A 20883-nucleotide genomic window follows, 5' to 3' on the forward strand; every position below is an offset into this window, starting at 1 on the left:
GAGGAGTTCCGCGTGGTGGTGAGATTCCCGTCGTCGCCCGAGGGGGAAGAGGGGGAGCGGCTCGCTCCTGTCACGCCGCTGCGGCGTGCGGCGCCCGATCGTGGGTGCGGTGGTGAAGACCACCCGTCCCGGCGGTCTGCTGCTCGCCCCGTGGTCGAACTGGCGAGCGCCGAGAGGCCATCTGCCGGCGGCTGGAACAACACGTGGGGCGGGGAGCCCGCGGCATCTGCCGCGTCGGCTCTCGGCGCCGGCACCGGTGACGAGATCGACGAAGAAACCGAACGACAGACGCGCAAGACGACGGGAGTGGCCATCCGACAGCTCGCGCGCCGTGGGATGTCGCGCTGGGAGCTCGAACAGCTCCTGAACAAGCGGGAGATCGACCCCGAGGTATACGCCCCGGAGCTCGACCGGCTCGAGGCGATGGGCGTGATCGACGATGCGTCGCTCGCGACGTCGCTGGCGTTCACCCAGCACAGCCGCAAGGGACTCGGGCGCACGGCGATCGAGCAGGAGCTCAAGCGTCGGCATATCGATCCTCTGCTGATCGAGACGGCTCTGTCCGACATCGGCGACGACGACGAACTCGAGCGGGCGACGGAACTCGCGGTCAAGCGGATGGGCCAGCTGTCGTCGTACGACGACGAGACGGCTCGCCGACGCTTGCACGGGTTTCTGTCCCGGAAGGGCTACGCCTCCGACGTCGTCCGCAAGGCGATGGACGCCGCCTTCGCCGGGCGCCGGTCGCGCGGAGGCTCCGGCGTCCGTTTCCAATAGCGGTTTGCAAGAGCGGCTCCCAATAGCGGCTTCCAAGAGCGGCGCACGAGAAACGTAGACTGGACGCCATCATGAGCATCCTGGAACAGCGCAGCGTCATCGAGCCGTCCGAGGCGGCGGTCAGCGCCGATGGACGGCCGCGCACGTACGAGGTGCGGACATTCGGCTGTCAGATGAACGTGCACGACTCGGAGCGACTCAGCGGGTCCCTCGAGGCGGCCGGCTATGTGCCCGCGAACGGCGAAGAGGCTGACATCGTCGTGATCAACACATGCGCGGTGCGCGAGAACGCCGACAACAAGCTCTACGGCAACCTCGGGCACCTGGCCAGCGTCAAACGACGACACCACGGCATGCAGATCGCCGTCGGCGGGTGCCTCGCCCAGAAAGACAAGAACGTCATCCTCGAGAAGGCGCCCTGGGTCGATGTCGTGTTCGGCACGCACAACATGGGGTCGCTGCCCAGCCTCCTCGAGCGTGCCCGCCACAACGACGCTGCCGAGATCGAAATCCTGGAATCGCTCGAGACCTTCCCGTCGACGCTGCCCACGAAGCGCGACTCGTCCTACTCCGGCTGGGTCTCCATCTCGGTCGGCTGCAACAACACCTGCACCTTCTGCATCGTCCCCTCCCTCCGCGGCAAAGAGAAGGACCGCCGTCCCGGCGACATCCTCGCCGAGATCCAGGCCCTCGTGGACGACGGCGCCATCGAGGTGACGCTGCTCGGTCAGAACGTGAACTCGTACGGGGTCGAGTTCGGCGACCGTCAGGCCTTCAGCAAGCTGCTGCGTGCGGCAGGTCAGATCGAGGGGCTGGAGCGCATCCGCTTCACCAGCCCGCACCCGGCGGCGTTCACCGACGACGTGATCGACGCGATGGCCGAGACGCCCAACGTGATGCCGCAGCTGCACATGCCCCTTCAGTCCGGCTCCGACCGCATCCTGCGCTTCATGCGTCGTTCCTACCGATCGGACAAGTTCCTCGGCATCCTCGACCGCGTCCGCGCCAAGCTCCCGGACGCGGCCATCAGCACCGACATCATCGTCGGGTTCCCCGGTGAGACCGAGGACGACTTCCAGGAGACACTGCGAGTGGTGGAGGCGGCGCGCTTCGCGTCGGCGTTCACGTTCCAGTACTCGATCCGCCCGGGCACACCGGCGGCCACCATGGCAGACCAGGTGCCGAAGGAGGTCGTGCAAGACCGCTACGAGCGCCTCACCGCACTCCAGGAGCGGATCTCCCTCGAAGAGAACCACACACTCATCGGCCGCGAGGTCGAGCTCCTCGTCGCCAACGGCGAGGGCAGGAAAGACGCGGACACCCACCGTCTCAGCGGTCGCGCCCGAGACAGCCGGCTTGTCCACTTCGAGGTACCGGCCGGCTCGGAGCTGCCGCGGCCCGGTGATGTCGTGACCGTGCGCATCACGCAGGCGGCACCCCACTACCTGATCGCCGACGCCGACGACGGCGCGCCGTTGCGCATCCGGCGCACACGAGCGGGGGAGGCGTGGGACCGCGCCGAGGCCGAGTCGTGCGCCGTCCCGGCTCACGGAGGCGCGACATCCACCGCCGGCGCCGGCCCGGTGCTGCTCGGGCTGCCGACGCTCCGCACTCGCGAGCCGCTCACGTCGCCCGGCGTAGGCACGATGCCGATCTACGACCCGACGGACGGGCAGCGCTGAGCGCGACGCCGGCCCCTCCGCTGGTCGCCATCGTCGGTCCGACCGGGACCGGCAAGACAGACCTGTCGCTCGCGCTGGCCGAGGCGATGCGAGCCCGCGGACGGTCCGCCGAGGTGGTCAACGCCGACGCGATGCAGCTGTACCGGGGCATGGACATCGGCACCGCCAAGATCGATCCGGCCGACTGGCGCGGCATCCCGCACCACCTGTTCGACGTGCTCGACGTCACCGACGAGGCCACCGTCGCCCGCTACCAGCCGGTCGCCCGCGAGACGATCGCAGACATCCTGCAGCGCGGCGCGGTGCCGATCCTCGTCGGCGGCTCCGGGCTCTACGTCTCCAGCGTCCTGTTCGACCTCCGCTTCCCGGGCACCGACCCGGAACTGCGGGCCCGGCTCGAGGCCGAGTTGACCGAGCACGGCCCGGGGATGCTGTTTCAGCGACTCGCCGAGGTGGACCCGGAGGCGGCGCGGCGCATCGGCTCCCGCAACGGCCGCCGTCTCGTCCGCGCCCTGGAGGTCGCCCAGCTCACCGGAACGTCCGTGACCGGCGCGCTCCCGGACGAACCGGCACCCTGGCACGACCCGACGGTCATCATCGGCCTGGCCGCACCGCGCGACGAACTCGTCGAGCGCCTCGACGCCCGGGTGGAGCGCATGTGGGCGGAGGGCCTGCTCGCCGAGGTGACCGAGCTCATCCCGAACGGGATCGACCGCGGCGTCACCGCCCGACGGGCGATCGGCTACGCGCAGGCGCTCGCCGAGCTGCGCAGTGAGCTCACGCGCGACGGGGCGATCGCGCAGACCCAGCAGCTGACCCGGCGCTACGCCCGGCGGCAGGTCAGCTGGTTCAAGCGCTACCCCGACATCCACTGGCTCGACTACGACGACGCCGGGCTTGTGGATGCTGCGCTCGAGCTGGTCGACGAAGCGTCGGATCCGAATCGATAGGCTGGGGAGCATGGCGACCATCCACTTCACCAAGGGTCAGGGCACGGGCAACGACTTCGTGCTGTACTCCGACCCCGAGGGCCGGCTGCCGCTCACCGCCGCCCAGATCGCGGAGATATGCGACCGGCACTTCGGCGTCGGCGCCGACGGCGTCATCCGCGCGGTCCGGTCCGCGCACCTGCCGGCGGGGGAGGCCGCCCTGGCCGAGGACGACGGAGCCACCTGGTTCATGGACTATTACAATGCCGACGGGTCGCCCGCCGAGATGTGCGGGAACGGCATCCGCGTGTACGTCCGCTACCTGCTGGAGACCGGTCTCGCCGAGCTGCCGGAGGGCGGGACGATCGCGATCGGCACCCGCTCCGGCGTCCGCGACGTGCAGCGCAGCACGAACGGCTTCCAGGTCGACCTCGGCCGCTGGGACCTCGCCGGCGGCGAACCCCTGGTCCGCGCGAAGGAACTCCCGGTCGCTCGCCCGGGACTCGGCATCGACATGGGCAACCCCCACGTGGTGGTCGCGGTGGCCGACGACTCCGAGCTCGATGCCGCCGACCTGTCGTACATCCCGCACCTGGAGCCCGAGCCCGAGCACGGCGCGAACGTCGAGTTCGTCGTCCCGCACGAGCCCCTCGTGACGGACGGCGTCGGCCGCATCCGGATGCGCGTGCACGAGCGCGGCAGCGGCGAGACGCTCTCCTGCGGCACCGGGGCGGCTGCCGCGGCGCTCGCTGTCCGCTACTGGGCCGGTGAGGGAGCACCGAACCAATGGCGCGTGGATGTGCCCGGCGGCACGGTCGGCGTCCGTATGTTCCCGACCGAGGACGGCGAGCACGTCGGCCTCTCCGGCCCCGCCGCCCTCACCTTCACCGGAACCCTGGACCTCGCCTAACCTGACCCACCCCCCAGCGCCATCCGCCCCAGCGTCGAGTCCACACTTTCTACACGCGCCACGCCGTCGGAGCGTGCACAAAGTGTGTACTCGACGGTGGGGCTGTGGGGCGGAGGGGCGGAGGTGCGGCGCGGAGGGCGCGCGGTCAGGGGTGGGCGCGGGCGCGGAGGACGCGGTAGCCCTTGGCGGTGGCCACGCGGGTCGTGGTCAGTTGGGGCAGGGTCGACTGGATCCAGCGGTGCAGGGAGTCGCTTCCGAGGTTCCGCTGGACGACGAGCCAGGCGTCCGAGCCGGGCTCCAGTCGCGGCAGCCACTGCTCCAGGATCGCGTGCAGCTCGTTCTTGCCGACGCGGATCGGCGGGTTGGACCAGATCGTCGTGAATTGCACGTCGTCGGGAACATTATCCGGAGTGACCGGGTTTACATTAGTGAGGCCGAGCTTCTGCGCATTCCTGCGCACCACATCCAGCGCTCGGTTGTTGACGTCGACGGCCCACACCGTCGCATGAGGGGATTCGAGAGCAAGTGTGAGAGCCAGCGGTCCCCAGCCGCAGCCCAGGTCGAGGAGATTCCCGCCGGGCGGCGCTGATGGGACATGGTCCAGCAGCACTCTCGTACCCGCATCGATGCGCTCGGGGCTGAAGATCCCGTTGGCCGTCACCAGTTCGTACGTCTGTCCGTCCAGGCGCGCGGTGAACGGCCGCAGGTTGACTTCGCTTTCGGGCGCCGGGGAAAAGTAGTGATCTCCGCTGGCCATAACGAGACCGTACAGGACACGAACAAACTAGGGTTAACCCAGATCAGAGGAACTGAATGACTGATAAGACCGATATCCGCGAACACGACGCTGACGACGTGGTCGCGCGCGTGCTCGCGACCGAGCAGAACCGCGCGTCGGTGACGCTGTTCGGCGGGAGCCTCGGCTCCCGGGCCCAGGCGCTGCAGGCGGAGGGCGCCGACGGCGGCTCGCACGACGGCGAGCAGTTCGACCGCGAGGAGCGCGCAGCGCTCCGCCGCGTGTCCGGGCTGTCGACCGAGCTGCAGGACGTCACCGAGGTCGAGTACCGGCAGCTGCGCCTCGAGAACGTGGTGCTGATCGGCGTGTACTCGCAGGGTTCGCTTCAGGATGCGGAGAACTCGATGCGCGAGCTGGCGGCGCTCGCCGAGACCGCCGGTGCGGCGGTGCTCGACGGACTGCTGCAACGGCGACCGCATCCCGACGCCAGCACCTACCTCGGACGCGGCAAGGCGGAGGAGCTCGCCGGCCTCGTCGCGGCCCTGGGCGCCGACACCGTCATCGCCGACACCGAGCTGGCGCCGAGCCAGCGTCGTGCGCTGGAGGACGTGGTGAAGGTGAAGGTCATCGACCGCACCGCGGTGATCCTCGACATCTTCAGCCAGCACGCCAAGAGCCGTGAGGGCAAGGCGCAGGTCGAGCTCGCACAGCTCGAGTACCTGCTGCCGCGCCTGCGCGGTTGGGGCGAGTCGATGTCCCGCCAGGCCGGTGGCCAGGTGGGTGGCGCGGGCGCCGGTATGGGTTCGCGTGGTCCCGGTGAGACGAAGATCGAGCTGGACCGTCGTCGTATCCACACGCGCATGGCCCGTCTGCGCAAGCAGATCGCCGGCTTCAAGCCGGCGCGCGAGGCGAAGCGCGCGAACCGGAACCGCAACTCGGTGCCGTCCGTGGCGATCGCCGGCTACACGAACGCCGGCAAGTCGAGCCTGCTGAACCGCGTGACGAAGGCCGGTGTGCTGGTCGAGAACGCGCTGTTCGCGACGCTGGATGCGACTGTCCGCCGCAGTGTGACGGCCGACGGCCGGCTCTACACACTGGCCGACACGGTCGGCTTCGTGCGCAACCTGCCGCACCAGCTGGTGGAGGCGTTCCGTTCGACGCTGGAGGAGGTCGCCGATTCCGACGTCATCGTCCACGTGGTCGACGGTTCGCACCCCGACCCGGCGTCGCAGCTGGCGACGGTCCGCGATGTCATCGGCGAGGTCGGTGCGCGCGACATCCCGGAGATCGTGGTCTTCAACAAGGCCGACCTGATCGCCGAGGACGACCGCCTGGTGCTGCGCGGCCTGGAGCCGGGCGCCATCTTCGCCTCCGCCCGCACCGGCGAAGGCATCGATGAGGTGCTCGCCGCCATCGCGCGGCTGCTGCCCGACCCGTCCCTGGAGGTGGAGCTCGTGGTGCCGTACGACCGCGGCGACCTGATCTCCGCCCTGCACGAGCGCGGCCGGGTCATCTCGACCGAGTATGTGGAGGAGGGGACGCGCGTGACGGCGCGGATCATGCCGGAGTACCACGCGGCGTTCGAACCGTTCGAGGTGGGCACGACCGCGTAACCGCCGGCGCCCGCCCGCCGGCGGGGGGCCGATCCGGGAGGCCGGACGGAGCGACTGTGTCGAAGCATGACGCAGGCGATTCCGTCCGGCCTTCCGTGTTGCTAGATTCCTCTCAACCGAAGCGGGCGATCCGCTGACGTGGTGCGACAGCCGAGCCCGGCACCCGCCCGTGAAACCCTCCCCGTGCCTGGAGCGCGGGGCGGGGTGTCCCGTGCCGCTGTCCGACCATCCGAGGATCCCATGAGCTGTACCGAGTCCCGGTACTCCTTCGAGTTGTACCCGCCGCGCAACGAGCGCGCCGCGGCCGCGCTCCCGGCCACCATCGACCGGCTGGCGGCGGTGCGCCCCGATTTCATCTCGGTGACGTTCGGCGCCGGCGGCTCCTCGCGTACGGCATCCCTCGACGTGCTCCGCTACATCCTGCAGCACACCGACGTCAGCCCGATGGCCCACCTCACGTGCGTTGGGTCGTCCCACGAGGAGGCCAACCGGCTGATCCGGGAGTTCCTGGATGCCGGCGTGCGCCGCTTCCTGGCGATCCGGGGCGATCCGCCGGTCGACCTTCCGGAGGGCGCGGACCCGATCGGCGACATCCGCACGACCGCAGAGCTCGTGCAGCTCATCCACCGCGTCCAGGCCGAGCGGGTGCCGTACGGCGAGCTGTCCGTGCCCGAGCTGCGCGCCCACGCGGTGCTGCAGCACCGCGAGCACGTCCAGATCGCGGTCGCGGCGTTCCCGAACGGCCACCCGTCGTCGCACTCCGTCTCGCAGGACATCGACGCGCTGCTCGCGAAGCAGGCGGCGGGCGCGAACCTGGGGATCACCCAGCTGTTCTTCCACGCCGAGGACTACCTGCATTTCGCGCAGCGCGCCGCCGAGGCCGGGGTCGATTTCCCCATCCTGCCGGGCATCATGCCCGTCACCAGCCCCGCCCGACTGAAGCGGATGCTGGAGCTGAGCGGCGAGGACCTGCCCAGCGACCTCGCCATCGAGCTGGAGGTCGAACCGACCGACGAGGGCCGCCGCGAGATCGGCATCGCCTGGGCCGCCCGCCTCGGTCAGCGCCTGCTCGACGGCGGCGCCCCAGGACTCCACCTGTACACGTTCAACCAGCACGAGGCCGTTCTCTCGGTGCTGGACCGGATCGGCGCCCTGCCGGCCGGCGACCACGACCGCCCCACCACCCAGAAGGAAACAGCATGACCGACACCACTGCGCGCCCCGCCTTCCCCGCGGGCACGATCATCGGCTACCCCCGCATCGGGCGCCGCCGCGAACTCAAGAAGGCCGTCGAGGCGTTCTGGGCCGGCAGCATCACCGCGGACGAGTTGGAGGCGACCGCCGCCGAGCTGCGCGCCGTCACCCGCGAGCGCCTCGCGTCGCTGGGCCTCGGCCGCACCGACGCGTCCATCCCGGAGAGCTTCAGCTACTACGACCAGGTGCTGGATGCTGCCGTCGCCGTGGGCGCCGTGCCGTCGCGCTTCAGCGCGCTCGTGCGCACGGGCGGTTCCGTCGACCTGGCCGGCTACTTCACGATCGCCCGCGGCGAGGGTGACAACTCGCCGTTGGAGATGACCAAGTGGTTCGACTCCAACTACCACTACCTGGTGCCGGAGATCGGGCCGGAGACGGACTTCCGTCTCGCGTCCGACCGCCTCGTGCGCGAGTTCGAGGAGGCCCGAGCAGCGGGCTTCGTCACTCGCCCGGTCCTCGTCGGCCCGGTGACCTTCCTGCTGCTGAGCAAGCCGGGCGACGACGCCCCTGAGGGCTTCCGGCCGCTCTCCCGTCTCGCCGATCTGCTCCCGGTGTACCGCGAGCTGCTGGCGCGTCTTGCGGCCGCAGGCGCCCCGTGGGTGCAGCTGGATGAGCCGGCCCTGGTCAGCGAGAGCATCGACGAGCCGCGGGATGCGGTACTGGCGGCGGTGCGCGCAGCGTACGACGAGCTGGGCACGGCGACCGACCGGCCGGCGATCTTCGTCGCCGCCCCCTACGGCAGCCTCGACGACGCCCTCGCGCCGCTCGCGGCCACCCCGGTGGAGGCCATCTCCCTCGACCTGGTCCGCGGCTCGGTGCCGTCCGGGATCGACGCGGCCACTGCGTCCGCTCTGAAGCAGAAGACCATCGTCGGTGGCGTCATCGACGGCCACAACATCTGGCGCGGCGACCTGGAGTCGGCGTTCGGCACGCTGACCGAGCTCCTCTCCCTCAGCCCGGATGTGGCGGTGTCCACTTCCACGTCGCTGCTGCACGTCCCGCACGACGTGGACGACGAGCCCGACCTCGACGCGCGCCTGAAGACCTGGCTCGCCTTCGCCGACCAGAAGGTCGCGCAGGTGGCGGTGCTCGCCCGCGGCATCGTCGACGGCCACGAGGCCATCCAGGACGAGCTCAGCGCGGCGACGGCGGCGCTGGCCGACCGCGCTTCGGCACCCGGAGTGCGTGTTCCCGCGGTGCGCGAGCGCGAGGCGGCGCTCACCCGGGCCGACTTCCGTCGCGGCGACTACGACACGCGCCAGGCGGCGCAGGATGCGGCGCTGGGCCTCCCGTTCCTCCCCACCACCACGATCGGGTCGTTCCCGCAGACCGCGGACATCCGCCGTTCGCGCGCCCAGTTCGGGAAGGGCTTCATCACCGAGGCGGAGTACCTCGGGCGGATGCGCGACGAGATCAAGCGCGTCGTCGACCTGCAGGAGGAGATCGGGATCGACGTCATCGTGCACGGCGAGCCCGAGCGCAACGACATGGTCCAGTACTTCGCCGAGAACCTGGACGGCTTCGCGGTGACCCAGAACGGCTGGGTGCAGTCGTACGGTTCGCGCTGCACGCGGCCGTCCATCCTCTGGGGCGATGTGTCGCGTCCCGCCCCGATCACCGTCGACTGGTCGGCGTATACGCAGAGCCTCACCGAGAAGCCGGTGAAGGGGATGCTGACCGGCCCTGTCACCATCCTGGCCTGGTCGTTCGTGCGCGACGACCAGCCGCTCGGAGAGACCGCCCGTCAGGTGGCGCTTGCGCTGCGCGACGAGATCGCGGACCTGGAGGAGGCGGGCATCCGCGTCGTCCAGGTCGACGAGCCGGCCCTGCGCGAGCTGCTGCCGCTCAAGAAGGCGGCGCAGGACGACTACCTGGAGTGGTCGGTCGGCTCGTTCCGGTTGGCGACCGCCGGCGTGGCCGACGAGACGCAGATCCACACGCACCTCTGCTACTCGGAGTTCGGGGTGGTGATCGACGCGATCCGCAACCTGGACGCCGACGTGACCAGCATCGAGGCCGCGCGCAGCCGGATGGAGGTCGTTCACGACATCCAGCGTTCCGGCTTCGAGCACGGCATCGGCCCGGGCGTCTACGACATCCACTCGCCGCGCGTCCCATCGGTCGCCGAGGTGACCGAGCTGCTGGAGACGGCGCTGGAGGCCATCCCGGGCCGCCAGCTGTGGGTGAACCCGGACTGCGGGCTGAAGACCCGCGGCTACGACGAGACGGTCGCGTCGCTGCGCAACATCATCGAGGCGACCCGCGCCGTCCGCGAGCGGGCGGCCGTCACGGCCTGACCTCCTCCCTGGGCCGACGGCCCGGCCGGCCCCGGTACGCGCACAGCGAACCGGGGCCGTTGCCGAGCGGGGAGGCGTGTGAGGATGAGCGCATGGTGCGGGTGAGCTCATGGTGACGATGGCGGACGACGAGTTCGAGCGGATGGTCGGCGACATCTTCGATGCGCTGCCGGACGACATGGTCGGCCCGCTGGAGAATGTGGCCATCCTGATCGAGGACCAGCCGCCCGGAGCCAGGCCGCGCCTGTTCGGGCTGTACAGCGGGCGGCCGCTGACGCGTCGTGGTGTGTACGGATTCGGCGAGCTGCCGGACCGCATCACGCTGTTCCGGAACAACCTGAAGGCGACGTCAGCGACCGAAGAGGAGCTGCGGGCACGGGTGCGGGTGACGCTCGTGCACGAGATCGGGCACTACTTCGGCCTCAGCGACCAGCGCCTGCAGGAACTCGGCTGGGCGTGACCGCCCGCCGGCCGCTGAGCGGCTAGACCGCGCGAAGGACCGCCACGACCTTGCCGAGCACCTGCGCGAAGTCGCCCAGGATCGGCTCGAAGTTGGAGTTGCGCGGCAGCAGCCAGGTGTGGCCGTCGCGCTGACGGAAGACCTTGACCGTCGCCTCCTCGTCGAGCATGGCCGCGACGATGTCGCCGTTCTCGGCCGTGTTCTGCGCCCGGATGACGACCCAGTCGCCGTCGCAGATGGCCGCATCGATCATGGATTCGCCGACCACCTTGAGCATGAACAGCTCGCCGTTGCCGACCAGCTGGCGGGGGAGCGGGAACACCTCGTCGACCTGCTGCTCGGCGGTGATCGGGATTCCGGCCGCGATCCGGCCGACCAGGGGGACCATGGCGGCGTCGCCGACGGGGGTCTGGTTCTCGTAATCGGGCGTCGCGGACTGCGACGGGAGGTCGATGAGGATCTCGAGCGCACGGGGACGGTTCGGGTCGCGTCGCAGGTAGCCGCTCAGTTCCAGCTGATTCAGCTGGTGCGTCACGGAGGAGAGGGACGAGAGCCCCACGGCGTCGCCGATCTCGCGCATGCTCGGCGGATAGCCGCGCTGGCTCACCGACCGCTGGATGACATCCAGGATCGCCAACTGCTTGTCGCTCAGGTTCTTGCGGCGGCGGGTGCCTCCGCGGGCCTGGTTCTCGTTCGACACGGGCGTCCTCTCCTGGCCGGGGCCGTCCACCGGTATGCCTGCAGTGGTCTGCATTGCGGTGCCCTGCACTGCGGTCCGGCAGGAATGTCGGTGGTTCCTGATCTGATGTCCTCAGACAGTCGAAACTGTATCCGCGTCGAGAGGGGAAGACAAACATGTGTTCGAGTGTGTCGCGAACTTTCTCGGGAAATTCCTCGTCGACGGGCTCCTTGCGGATTCAGACATTCGAAGATACATTCGGAACACAGCTTCGCATCCGCGAGTCTGAGGAGGTCACGGCAATGAGTGCAGTACTGATGAGCGAGTCGGTTCCCGCCCTTCGTGCGGTTCCGCCCCTGCCGGAGGGCGCACGCGTCCGCCTGCGTCTCACGCGACGCGGCCGAGCTGTGCTGTCGGCCCTGGTGGCACTGCCGCTCGTGATCGGTGCTCTGGTCTTCGCCCTCAACGGTGGCGGCGCCATCGCCAGCGGCGAGCAGACGCACGTGAGCTTCCAGTACGTCTCCGTCCAGTCGGGCGATTCGCTGTGGTCGGTCGCCGAGCGCGTCGCGCCGAACGCCGACCCGCGCGACGTGATCGCCGACATCGTCTCCCTGAACGGTCTGGAGTCGGCCGTGGTGTCGCCCGGCCAGCAACTCGCCGTTCCTGCCAAGTACGCGAAGTAGGAGGAGTTTGCGAGGAGTCGTCCTCGCGTCTCCTTCTTTTTCGTTCCCCCGGGTTTGATCGATCGCACAGTCCTCCGTTTTCCGCCGGGCAGCGACCTTGCTGGCGTCGCAGAATCGGTCGACCACCCCGTCGTCTCGTGCCGCGGAAGCGGAGGAGAACCGGCGGCATAGAGGCCGGCGCGAGGTCAATCGGAGGAGAACGGCGGGTGGCGCCGTGCGAGCTCCTGCGTTACGTCACGTAAGGATGCCGGGCCCAGCCGCTGACTACGATTGAACGGTGACCTCCCTCTCCGAGCTGCCGATCCGAGACGACCTCCGCGGTCGTTCCCCGTACGGTGCGCCACAGCGTCCGGTGCCCGTCGCGCTCAACGTGAACGAGAACACGCATCCGGTCCCGGCGGATGTCGCGGCCGACATCGTGGCCAGGGTCGCGGCGGCCGTCGGCGGAGTGAATCGCTACCCCGATCGGGAGTTCACCGAGTTGCGCGAAGCCTTCGCGCGTTACCTCGGGCACGGCCTCACCGCCGATGCGATCTGGGCGGCGAACGGGTCAAACGAGGTGCTGCAGCACATCCTGCAGGCGTTCGGTGGCCCAGGCCGTTCCCTGCTCGGCTTCGCACCCACGTACTCCATGTATCCGTTGCTCGCCTCGGGCACCGGCACCAGCTACCTGGCCGGCAGCAGGGACGCCGACTACGAGCTGTCGCCCGAGACCGCCGCCGCACAGATCCGCGAGGTGGACCCGGACATCGTCATTCTGTGCTCGCCCAACAACCCGACCGGGACGCCGCTCGATCTGGACACCATCGAGGCGGCCTACGACGCCGCGCGCGGGATCGTGGTCGTCGACGAGGCCTACGCCGAGTTCCTCCCCGAGGGCGCGCCGTCCGCGCTCACCCTGCTGCCGGGCCGACCCCGGCTGCTGATCTCGCGAACGATGAGCAAGGCGTTCGCCTTCGCCGGCGCGCGTGTCGGCTACCTCGCCGCCGACCCGGCGGTCATCGACGCGCTCCGCCTGGTGCGCCTCCCGTACCACCTGTCCGCCCTCACGCAGGCCGCCGCCCTCGGTGCGCTCGCCCACTCGGACGAGATGCTGGCGACCGTCGGCGAGATCCGCGTGCAGCGCGACCGCCTCGTCTCCGAACTCGCCAGGCTCGGCTACACGCCCCACCGCAGCGGCAGCAACTTCGTGCTGTTCGGCGGGGTCGACGACCCCCACGCGACCTTCGAGGCGCTGGCGCAGCGCGGCATCCTCATCCGCGATGTCGGCATCCCGAACCACTTGCGGGTCACCGCGGGAACCGAGGAGGAGACCACGGCGTTCCTCGAGGCCCTCGCCGCACTCGGCCGTCCCGCGCGTGCGACCGCGGAAGACGGTGCCCCCGAGCGGTCTCAGAGCGCCCCAGTAGACTCGGACGCATGACGAATCGCGCCGCAACGGTCTCGCGGGGAACGAGTGAGTCGAGCATCGAGCTGAGCCTCGATCTCGACGGCACCGGCACGTCCGACATCCAGACGAGCGTCCCGTTCTTCGACCACCTGCTCACCGCGTTCGCCAAGCACTCGCTGACCGATCTGCGCGTCCGCGCCACCGGAGACACCGACATCGACGTGCACCACACGGTCGAAGACGTCGGAATCGTCCTTGGCCAGGCGATCGCCGAGGCGCTCGGCGACAAGGCGGGCATCTCGCGCTACGGGGACGCCCTGGTGCCCCTGGACGAGGCGCTCGTTCAGGCGGTCGTCGACATCTCCGGTCGGCCGTACCTCGTGCACACCGGCGAGCCGGCCGGCTTCGAGCTGCACCTCATCGGCGGCCACTTCACCGGGTCGATGGTGCGCCACGTCTTCGAGGCCATCTCGTTCAATGCGCGCATCACCACGCACATCACCGTCGTTGGCGGCCGCGACCCGCACCACATCGCCGAGGCCGAATTCAAGGCGTTCGCGCGGGCGTTCCGCCAGGCGAAGGCGCTCGACCCGCTGGTCAGCGGCATCCCGTCGACCAAGGGCGCGCTGTGACCGACGGGCGGAGGCCCCAGGTCGTCGTCTTCGACTACGGAACGGGCAACGTCCACTCGGCGGTCAAGGCTCTCGAGGCCGCCGGAGCCGACGTCGAACTGACCGGCAACCGGAGGCGCGCGCAGGAGGCCGACGGCCTGCTCGTCCCCGGCGTCGGCGCCTTCACCGCCGTCGCGGAGGCGCTGCGCGCGTCCCACGGCGACGAGGTCATCGACCGCCGGCTCGCGGGAGGACGCCCGGTGCTGGGCATCTGCGTCGGCATGCAGATCATGTTCGACCGCGGTGTGGAGCACGGGCTGGAGACCGAAGGACTGGGGGAGTGGCCGGGAACAGTCGACCTCATCCGAGCCGAGGTCGTGCCGCACATGGGCTGGAACACGGTGCGTGCGCCGGAGGACTCGACGCTGTTCGCGGGACTCCGGGACGAACGCTTCTACTTCGTCCACTCCTACGCGGCGCAGGACTGGACACTGCACCCGGAGGCTCCGTTCCCGAAACCCAAGGTCACCTGGGCCGACCACGGCGTGCCGTTCGTGGCTGCGGTCGAGAACGGCCCGCTCAGCGCCACGCAGTTCCACCCGGAGAAGTCCGGCAGCGCAGGTATCGCACTGCTGAAGAATTGGGTCCGCTCCCTGTAGTGGGGCGCCCGCAACATCCACCCGTCATCCCCCGTTCCCCGAGGAAGCACATGACCGATTTCATCTCCACGCCCCCGCTCGTCCTCCTGCCCGCTGTGGATGTGGCCGACGGCAAGGCCGTGCGGCTCACCCAGGGGGAGGCCGGAAGTGAGACGAGCTACGGCGACCCGGTCGACGCTGCTGCCGAGTGGGCCGAGGCGGGGGCCGAGTGGATCCACCTGGTCGACCTCGATGCCGCGTTCGGCCGGGGCGAGAACCGGTCGCTGCTGAAGCGGGTCATCCGCCAGGTGCACGGGGTCAGCATCGAACTGTCGGGCGGCATCCGCGACGACGCCTCGCTCGAGCAGGCTCTCGAGGCGGGCGCGACTCGTGTCAACCTGGGCACGGCCGCGCTGGAGAATCCGGAGTGGGCCGCCAGCGCGATCAGCAACTACGGCGAGGCGATCGCCGTCGGGCTGGATGTGCGCGGCACGACGCTGGCCGCGCGCGGCTGGACCCGCGAGGGCGGCGACCTGTGGGAGGTGCTCGACCGACTCGAGGACGCCGGGTGCGCACGCTACGTGGTCACCGACGTCACCAAGGACGGCACGCTGCGCGGCCCGAACCTCGACCTCCTTCGGCAGGTGCTCGACCGGACGGAACGTCCCGTGGTCGCATCGGGAGGCATCTCGAACCTCGACGACATCGCCGCGCTGCGCGAGCTCGTGCCGCTCGGCCTGGAAGGTGCGATCGTCGGCAAAGCCCTGTACGCCGGCGCCTTTACGCTGCCCGAGGCGCTGGATGTCGCCGGACGCTGACCGAACGCCGCCGGGGCGGGACGCTGAAGCCGGTCCGAGCGAGACGGGCGCTGCCCGCCTGGCCGGATTCGCCGCATCCCTCGCCGACTCGGCCGGTCAGGTGTGGCAGGGACGCGAGTTCGACGACAACCCGTTCGGCGATGACGACGGCTCCGCGCCCGCGGCCCTGCTCGGCGCATTCGCCGCGTTCCGTGCGGGTGAGGCCGGCGCGGAGTCGGTGGTGGACGCGCTGCGGGGCTCACGCCTCCTCATCCCCCTGGTCGCCGAACTCGGCGAGGAGGGCGCGAATGAGGTCGGGATGCTCGTGGATAAGACGCAGGAGCTCTCCATCGTCACCGTCGCCGGGCCCGACGGGCGGACGGTGCAGCCGGTGTTCTCATCGGTGACCGCGATGCAGGCCTGGAACCCGGCCGCCCGGCCGGTGCCCGCCGAAGGCCGGCGGGTGGCGCTGGCGGCCGCGTCGGAGGGGACCGAGCTGATCGTTCTCGACCCCACCTCCGAGACCGAGTTCGTGCTGCGGCGGCCGGCGGTCTGGGCCGTCGCGCAAGGCACCCCCTGGGTGCCTTGCCACCGCGACCCTGCCGTCGCCGAGGCGTTCCGCGCCTCCATCGCCTCCGAGCTGGGAGTCCACGGTGTCGCCCTCCTCTCCGGCGACCCGCTCAGCCGGCTGGCCGGCGAGGAGCTCGTCGTCCGGCTGGCCCTGGCGGCCGGGCTCACGCGCGAGGAGCTCGACGCCATCCTGGCCCGGCTCGCGCAGCGCTGGGCGGCGGACGACGTGATCGCCACACGGGTCGACTCGCTTCGGGTGCAGCTGGTCGCGTCCGACGACTGAAGAGCCGTTTTCTCGAGCGGCCGGGCCTGCAGAGCGCGACGCTTAGGCTGGAGGCACCATGACCGTCTTCGCTGCCATCGTGCTGTTCCTGAACACCGTCTTCAACGTCGTCGCGTGGCCACGGTTCTTCGCCCGCGTCCGAAACGACCAGCGGGCGCGGGATGCTGCGGGCCGGGCGACCCCGTTCCTCGTCGTTCACGGCGTGCTGCTCGGCATTGCGCTGCTCCTGGCCGCGCTGTCCGCTGTGGCGGGCATCCTCCTCCTGGTGGCAGGCTGAGGGCATGCCTCTCAACATCACCGGCGACGCCGCCGCGGACGCCCTCCTGGACGAGTCCCCCTTCGCACTGCTGACCGGGATGCTGCTGGACCAGCAGATCCCGATGGAGACGGCGTTCGCCGGTCCTGCCAAGCTGCGCGACCGACTCGGTGCCCTCGACCCGGCGACCGTCGCGGCGGTCGATCCGGAGAAACTGGCCGAGATCATGAAGCAGACGCCGGCGGTGCACCGCTTCCCCGGCTCGATGGCCGGCCGGGTCCAGGCGCTCGCGGCGGCGATCGTGTCCGACTGGGGTGGCGACACCGCGGCGATCTGGACACAGGGTGACCCCGACGGCGCCGAGATCCTGCGGCGACTCAAGGCGCTGCCGGGATTCGGCGAGCAGAAGGCGAAGATCTTCCTCGCGCTGCTCGGCAAGCAGAAGGGTCTGCAGGCGCCGGGGTGGCAGGCGGCAGCGGGCGATTACGGCAGCGTCGGCTATCGGTCGGTTGCCGACATCGTCGACGCCGACTCGCTGGCGCGCGTTCGCGAGCACAAGCGCGCGATGAAGGCCGCCGCCAAGGCGAAGTGACCGGGCGGAAACTGTCCACAGCGCGGCCGTCATCGGGAGTTGCTCGGCGTCGCTGTGGATCGCATCCGGCTGTCGGTGGTCGCCGATAGTCTCGCAGCACGGGATGAAGGGAGGTCGCCGTGTTCCTACTCGACGGGGTCATCGTCACGAGCGCCAGCGACCTCACGGAGGCGTCGAAGTGCGAGTTCGCCTTCCTGCGCACGCTGGACGTCAAGCTGGGTCGGCTCGAGAAGACTGAAGAGGTCGAAGACCCGATGTATGTGCGTTCGGCGCGGATGGGCGATGAGCACGAGCACCGGATCCTGGAGCGCTACCGCGAGCGGTTCGGTAGCGGGGTAGCCGAGATCGAGCGGCCCGAGAAGCTGACGGCCGAGTCGCTGGCCGACGCCGTGATGCGTACGTCGGAGGCCTTTGAGCGCGGGGCGGAGGTCGTCTTCCAGGCGACGTTCTTCGACGGCTCCTTCGTGGGATTCGCCGACTTCGTGGTGCGATTGCCCGACGGGCGGTACCGGGTGCAAGACTCGAAGCTCGCGCGCAGTGCCCGGGTGACCGCGCTGCTTCAGCTCGCGGCGTACGCGGAGCAGTTGAGGCGGATGGGCGTCGACGTCGACGAGACCGTCGAGCTCTTGCTGGGTGACGGCTCGGTCAGCGAGCACTCGCTTTCCGACATCGAACCGGTGTACCGCAAGCGTCGGGCTCGGCTGCTGACGATCATCGGCGAGCACGTCGCCGATCCAGGCCCGGTGGCCTGGGGAGACCCGCGCTTCACGGTGGACGGGCGCTGCGACACCTGCGACGCCGAGGTGCAGGCGACCCGCGATGTGCTCCTCGTGGCGGGGATGCGTGTGACCCAGCGCGAACACCTGATCGCGGCGGGGCTCGGGACGATCGACGCTCTCGCCGCCTCGACGGGGCCGGTCGAGGGCGTTCCCGAGGGGACGCTCGACGGGCTGCGCGAGCAGGCCCGTCTTCAGTTGGAGGCCGAGCCCGGCAGTCCGCCCCCGGTGCGCGTCTTCAATGCGCCCGTCCTCGCGGTGCTGCCGCAGCCCGACCCCGGCGACATCTTCTTCGACTTCGAGGGCGACCCCCTCTACACGGAGGGCGCGGGGGAGCGCTGGAACCTCGACTACCTCTTCGGGCTCGTCGACCAGCAGGAACGGTTCACCGCCTTCTGGGCGCACGACTTCGCAGCGGAGCGTGTCGCTCTCGAGGCGTTCCTCGCCTTCGTGCGCGATCGCCGCAGGCAGTACCCGCGGATGCACATCTACCACTACGCCGCCTACGAGCAGACGCATCTTCTCGCCCTCGCCGCCCGGCACGGGGTGGGCGAGGAGGACGTCGACGGGCTGCTCCGCGAGAACGTGATGGTCGACCTCTATCCGTTGGTGCGCAAGTCCGTGCGCGTCGGGTCGCGCTCGTACTCGATCAAGAAGCTCGAACCGCTGTACATGGGCGACGAGCTGCGCGAGAGCGACGTGACGAACGGTGCCGACTCCATCACCGAGTACGCCAATGCGCGCGACCTGATCGCCCTCGGCCGGCTCGACGAGGCGCAGCCGCTGCTCGACGACATCGGGGCCTACAACCGCTACGACTGCGTCTCCACTCTGCGGCTGCGTGACTGGCTGCTCGCGCGAGCGGCCGAGAAGGGCATCCCGGTCGGCGCTTCTCCCGCGGAGGAGTCGGAGGTCGCCCCGGACGAGTCGCCGCTCCGTGCCGGGTTGCTGGCCTTCGCCGGCGATCCGCTCGATCCTCATCGTTCGAGCGACCGAGAGGCCATGGCGCTGGCCGCGGCGGCGATCGATTTCCACCGTCGCGAGCAGAAGAGCTTCTGGCAGTCGCACTTCGCCCGGCTCATCCAGCCGATCGAGGAGTGGGCCGAGACGCGCGATGTGCTGGTCGGCGAGACTGCTGTGGTGCTGCGCGACTGGTACCTCGACGAAGGCCAGCGGGTCGAACGACGCGAGCTGCTGCTGACGGGCCAGTGGGGCGCCGGGAGCGCGGTGCGGGTCAGCGAGCGCGGCGGTCCGTACCTGCTGTACGAGTACCCCGGGCCGTTCCGCCAGCCGCGCGCGCAACCCGGCGCGCGAGCCTCCCGAACGGTGGCGCTCATCGAGGCGCTGGACGACGGCTCGATCGTCGTCCGGGAGACCCTGCCGCCGGAGGTTCCGCCCTACCGCGACCTGCCGAGCGCGCTGACACCGGCCGCTCCGCCGGACTCGCGGCGACTGGCGGAGGCGATCCGGGAGTGGGGGACGGCGCTGCTCATCGCCCGCCACCACGACACTTGGCCGGTCGACGCCACGATCGACCTCCTGCGACGCACGCCGCCGCGCACCCGGTCGGGCAGGCTCGTGCCCGACCCAACGCTGGCTGCGGCCGGTGTGGACGGTGTCGGCGCGGGCAGTGTTGGTGCGGGCGGTGTCGGTGCGGGCACTGGCGGCGACGGCTCCGGCCGGATCGACGCCGTCGTGGCGAGCCTGCTCGATCTCGACCGCTCCTATCTCGCGGTGCAGGGACCGCCCGGGACGGGCAAGTCGTACCTCGGCGCCCATGTCATCGCACGACTCGTCGCCCAGCACGGCTGGAAGGTCGGCGTCGTCGCGCAGTCGCACGCGGTGGTCGAGAACCTGCTCGACCGGGTGGTCGACGCGGGCCTGGACGCGGACGCGGTCGGCAAGGTGCCCAGTGGAGGGGCGACGACCAGCGACGCGAATGCGACCGCCGACGCCGAGCACCGCTTCACCCCGCTGCCCGCGAACGGCCAGCTGGAGTTCGCCGGTATCCACGAGGAGCAGGGCTTCGTGATCGGCGGCACCGCGTGGGACTTCGCCAACCCGGCGCGTGTCCCTCGCGGGAGTCTCGACCTTTTGGTCGTCGACGAGGCCGGCCAATTCTCGCTGGCGTCGACGGTCGCCGTCGGCGTCGCGGCGAAGAACCTGCTGCTCCTCGGCGACCCGCAGCAGCTGCCGCAGGTCAGCCAGGGGCGGCATCCCGAGCCGGTAGACGGCTCGGCTCTCGGCTGGGTGAGCGACGGACACGACGTCCTGCCGCCGGAGCTCGGCTACTTCCTCGCCGAGACGCGACGGATGCATCCCGCTCTGGCGGCGGCCGTCTCGCGGCTGTCGTACGAAGGCAAGCTGCGTGCCCACGAATGCGCTTCGGAGCGCGAGCTGCTCGGGGTCGAGGCCGGTGTGCATCCCGTGCCGGTACTGCACGTCGGCAACTCGACCGCGGCACCCGAAGAGGCCGAGGTCGTCGTCGACCTCGTGCGCGACCTCATCGGGCGGTCCTGGAGCGACCCGGGCGCGGGGCGCGACGACGAACCCCTTGCCGAGGACGACATCATCGTGGTGACGCCGTACAACGCTCAGCTCGCCGAGGTCCGTGCGCTCCTCGACGCCGCCGGCTACCGCGGCGTGCGCGTCGGAACCGTCGACAAGTTCCAGGGTCAGGAGGCCGCGATCTCCATCGTGAGCCTGGCGGCCTCCTCCGCGGTCGACGTCCCCCGAGGTATGTCGTTCCTGCTCATGAAGAACCGGCTGAACGTGGCCATCTCACGGGCGAAATGGGCGGCCTACCTGGTGCACTCACCGGAGCTCACCGAGTTCCTGCCGACCACACCGGCGGGGGTGGGGGAGCTGAGCGCCTTCATCCGACTCGTAGAACCCGTCGATCAGACGGCGGCGATCCCGGTGGGGTGAGCTGCGGCCGCTCCGGTGTTAC

The 20883-nt window shown here is 70.2% G+C and carries 19 protein-coding genes; 17 read left to right on the top strand and 2 right to left on the bottom strand.

Annotated features, from left to right (window positions below):
• Positions 1 to 12 precede the first annotated feature (12 nt).
• From AB4079_RS03760 to dapF, 4 genes are all read left to right on the top strand, one after another.
• Positions 13 to 777: a regulatory protein RecX gene (locus tag AB4079_RS03760; RefSeq protein WP_441785953.1), complete on the top strand. Its 765-nt coding sequence runs from the start codon at positions 13 to 15 to the stop codon at positions 775 to 777.
• A gap of 71 nt (positions 778 to 848) precedes the next feature.
• Positions 849 to 2459: a tRNA (N6-isopentenyl adenosine(37)-C2)-methylthiotransferase MiaB gene (miaB, locus tag AB4079_RS03765; protein WP_441785954.1), complete on the top strand. Its 1611-nt coding sequence runs from the start codon at positions 849 to 851 to the stop codon at positions 2457 to 2459.
• Positions 2456 to 3409 (top strand): tRNA (adenosine(37)-N6)-dimethylallyltransferase MiaA, encoded by a 954-nt coding sequence (gene miaA / locus AB4079_RS03770; RefSeq protein WP_441786255.1) that lies wholly within the window; start codon positions 2456 to 2458, stop codon positions 3407 to 3409. The genes miaB and miaA overlap by 4 nt, the downstream gene beginning before the upstream one ends.
• 10 nt (positions 3410 to 3419) lie before the next feature.
• Positions 3420 to 4298, top strand: coding sequence for a diaminopimelate epimerase (dapF, locus tag AB4079_RS03775; protein ID WP_441785955.1), 879 nt, complete (start codon positions 3420 to 3422; stop codon positions 4296 to 4298).
• A 145-nt stretch (positions 4299 to 4443) separates the two neighbouring features.
• Here dapF and AB4079_RS03780 read toward each other — a convergent pair whose 3' ends face one another.
• Complete coding sequence (locus AB4079_RS03780) at positions 4444 to 5055, bottom strand: class I SAM-dependent methyltransferase (RefSeq protein WP_441785956.1); 612 nt, start codon at positions 5053 to 5055, stop codon at positions 4444 to 4446.
• A 56-nt stretch (positions 5056 to 5111) separates the two neighbouring features.
• On the opposite strand from AB4079_RS03780, the gene hflX reads away from it, so the two are divergent.
• The 4 genes from hflX (at position 5112) to AB4079_RS03800 (ending at position 10658) form a co-directional block, all read left to right on the top strand.
• Positions 5112 to 6647 carry a GTPase HflX gene (gene hflX, locus AB4079_RS03785; protein WP_441785957.1) on the top strand — a complete coding sequence of 512 codons (1536 nt, stop codon included), beginning with the start codon at positions 5112 to 5114 and terminating at the stop codon, positions 6645 to 6647.
• A 240-nt stretch (positions 6648 to 6887) separates the two neighbouring features.
• Positions 6888 to 7850 (top strand): methylenetetrahydrofolate reductase, encoded by a 963-nt coding sequence (locus AB4079_RS03790; RefSeq protein WP_441785958.1) that lies wholly within the window; start codon positions 6888 to 6890, stop codon positions 7848 to 7850.
• Complete coding sequence (gene metE / locus AB4079_RS03795) at positions 7847 to 10198, top strand: 5-methyltetrahydropteroyltriglutamate--homocysteine S-methyltransferase (RefSeq protein ID WP_441785959.1); 2352 nt, start codon at positions 7847 to 7849, stop codon at positions 10196 to 10198. The genes AB4079_RS03790 and metE overlap by 4 nt, the downstream gene beginning before the upstream one ends.
• A 109-nt stretch (positions 10199 to 10307) precedes the next feature.
• Positions 10308 to 10658, top strand: a complete 351-nt coding sequence (locus tag AB4079_RS03800; protein ID WP_441785960.1) for a metallopeptidase family protein — start codon at positions 10308 to 10310, stop codon at positions 10656 to 10658.
• 22 nt (positions 10659 to 10680) lie between these two features.
• On the opposite strand, the gene lexA is transcribed toward AB4079_RS03800, so the two are convergent.
• Complete coding sequence (gene lexA, locus AB4079_RS03805) at positions 10681 to 11412, bottom strand: transcriptional repressor LexA (RefSeq protein WP_441785961.1); 732 nt, start codon at positions 11410 to 11412, stop codon at positions 10681 to 10683.
• A 242-nt stretch (positions 11413 to 11654) separates the two neighbouring features.
• Between lexA and AB4079_RS03810 the strand changes: the two genes are divergently transcribed.
• The 9 genes from AB4079_RS03810 to AB4079_RS03850 all read left to right on the top strand — a co-directional run bounded on the left by AB4079_RS03810 (position 11655) and on the right by AB4079_RS03850 (position 20861).
• Positions 11655 to 12020, top strand: coding sequence for a LysM peptidoglycan-binding domain-containing protein (locus AB4079_RS03810; protein ID WP_441786256.1), 366 nt, complete (start codon positions 11655 to 11657; stop codon positions 12018 to 12020).
• Positions 12021 to 12297: 277 nt separating this feature from the next.
• A complete protein-coding gene (locus AB4079_RS03815; protein WP_441785962.1) occupies positions 12298 to 13443 on the top strand; it encodes a histidinol-phosphate transaminase in 1146 nt (381 codons plus the stop codon).
• Positions 13440 to 14042, top strand: coding sequence for an imidazoleglycerol-phosphate dehydratase HisB (gene hisB, locus AB4079_RS03820; RefSeq protein WP_441785963.1), 603 nt, complete (start codon positions 13440 to 13442; stop codon positions 14040 to 14042). The genes AB4079_RS03815 and hisB overlap by 4 nt, the downstream gene beginning before the upstream one ends.
• Complete coding sequence (gene hisH / locus AB4079_RS03825; protein ID WP_441785964.1) at positions 14039 to 14680, top strand: imidazole glycerol phosphate synthase subunit HisH; 642 nt, start codon at positions 14039 to 14041, stop codon at positions 14678 to 14680. Before hisB ends, hisH begins: the two co-directional genes overlap by 4 nt.
• A gap of 50 nt (positions 14681 to 14730) precedes the next feature.
• Positions 14731 to 15477, top strand: a complete 747-nt coding sequence (gene priA, locus AB4079_RS03830; RefSeq protein ID WP_441785965.1) for a bifunctional 1-(5-phosphoribosyl)-5-((5-phosphoribosylamino)methylideneamino)imidazole-4-carboxamide isomerase/phosphoribosylanthranilate isomerase PriA — start codon at positions 14731 to 14733, stop codon at positions 15475 to 15477.
• Positions 15461 to 16309, top strand: a complete 849-nt coding sequence (locus tag AB4079_RS03835; RefSeq protein ID WP_441785966.1) for an SseB family protein — start codon at positions 15461 to 15463, stop codon at positions 16307 to 16309. The genes priA and AB4079_RS03835 overlap by 17 nt, the downstream gene beginning before the upstream one ends.
• Positions 16310 to 16367: 58 nt before the next feature.
• A complete protein-coding gene (locus AB4079_RS03840; RefSeq protein WP_441785967.1) occupies positions 16368 to 16586 on the top strand; it encodes an SCO4848 family membrane protein in 219 nt (72 codons plus the stop codon).
• Between the two features lie 4 nt (positions 16587 to 16590).
• Positions 16591 to 17157, top strand: a complete 567-nt coding sequence (locus tag AB4079_RS03845; protein ID WP_441785968.1) for an HhH-GPD-type base excision DNA repair protein — start codon at positions 16591 to 16593, stop codon at positions 17155 to 17157.
• A gap of 119 nt (positions 17158 to 17276) precedes the next feature.
• A complete protein-coding gene (locus AB4079_RS03850) occupies positions 17277 to 20861 on the top strand; it encodes a TM0106 family RecB-like putative nuclease (RefSeq protein ID WP_441785969.1) in 3585 nt (1194 codons plus the stop codon).
• Positions 20862 to 20883: the final 22 nt, after the last annotated feature.

The sequence above is a fragment of the Leifsonia sp. 2MCAF36 genome (assembly GCF_052115525.1).
Classification (GTDB): Bacteria; Actinomycetota; Actinomycetes; order Actinomycetales; family Microbacteriaceae; genus Leifsonia.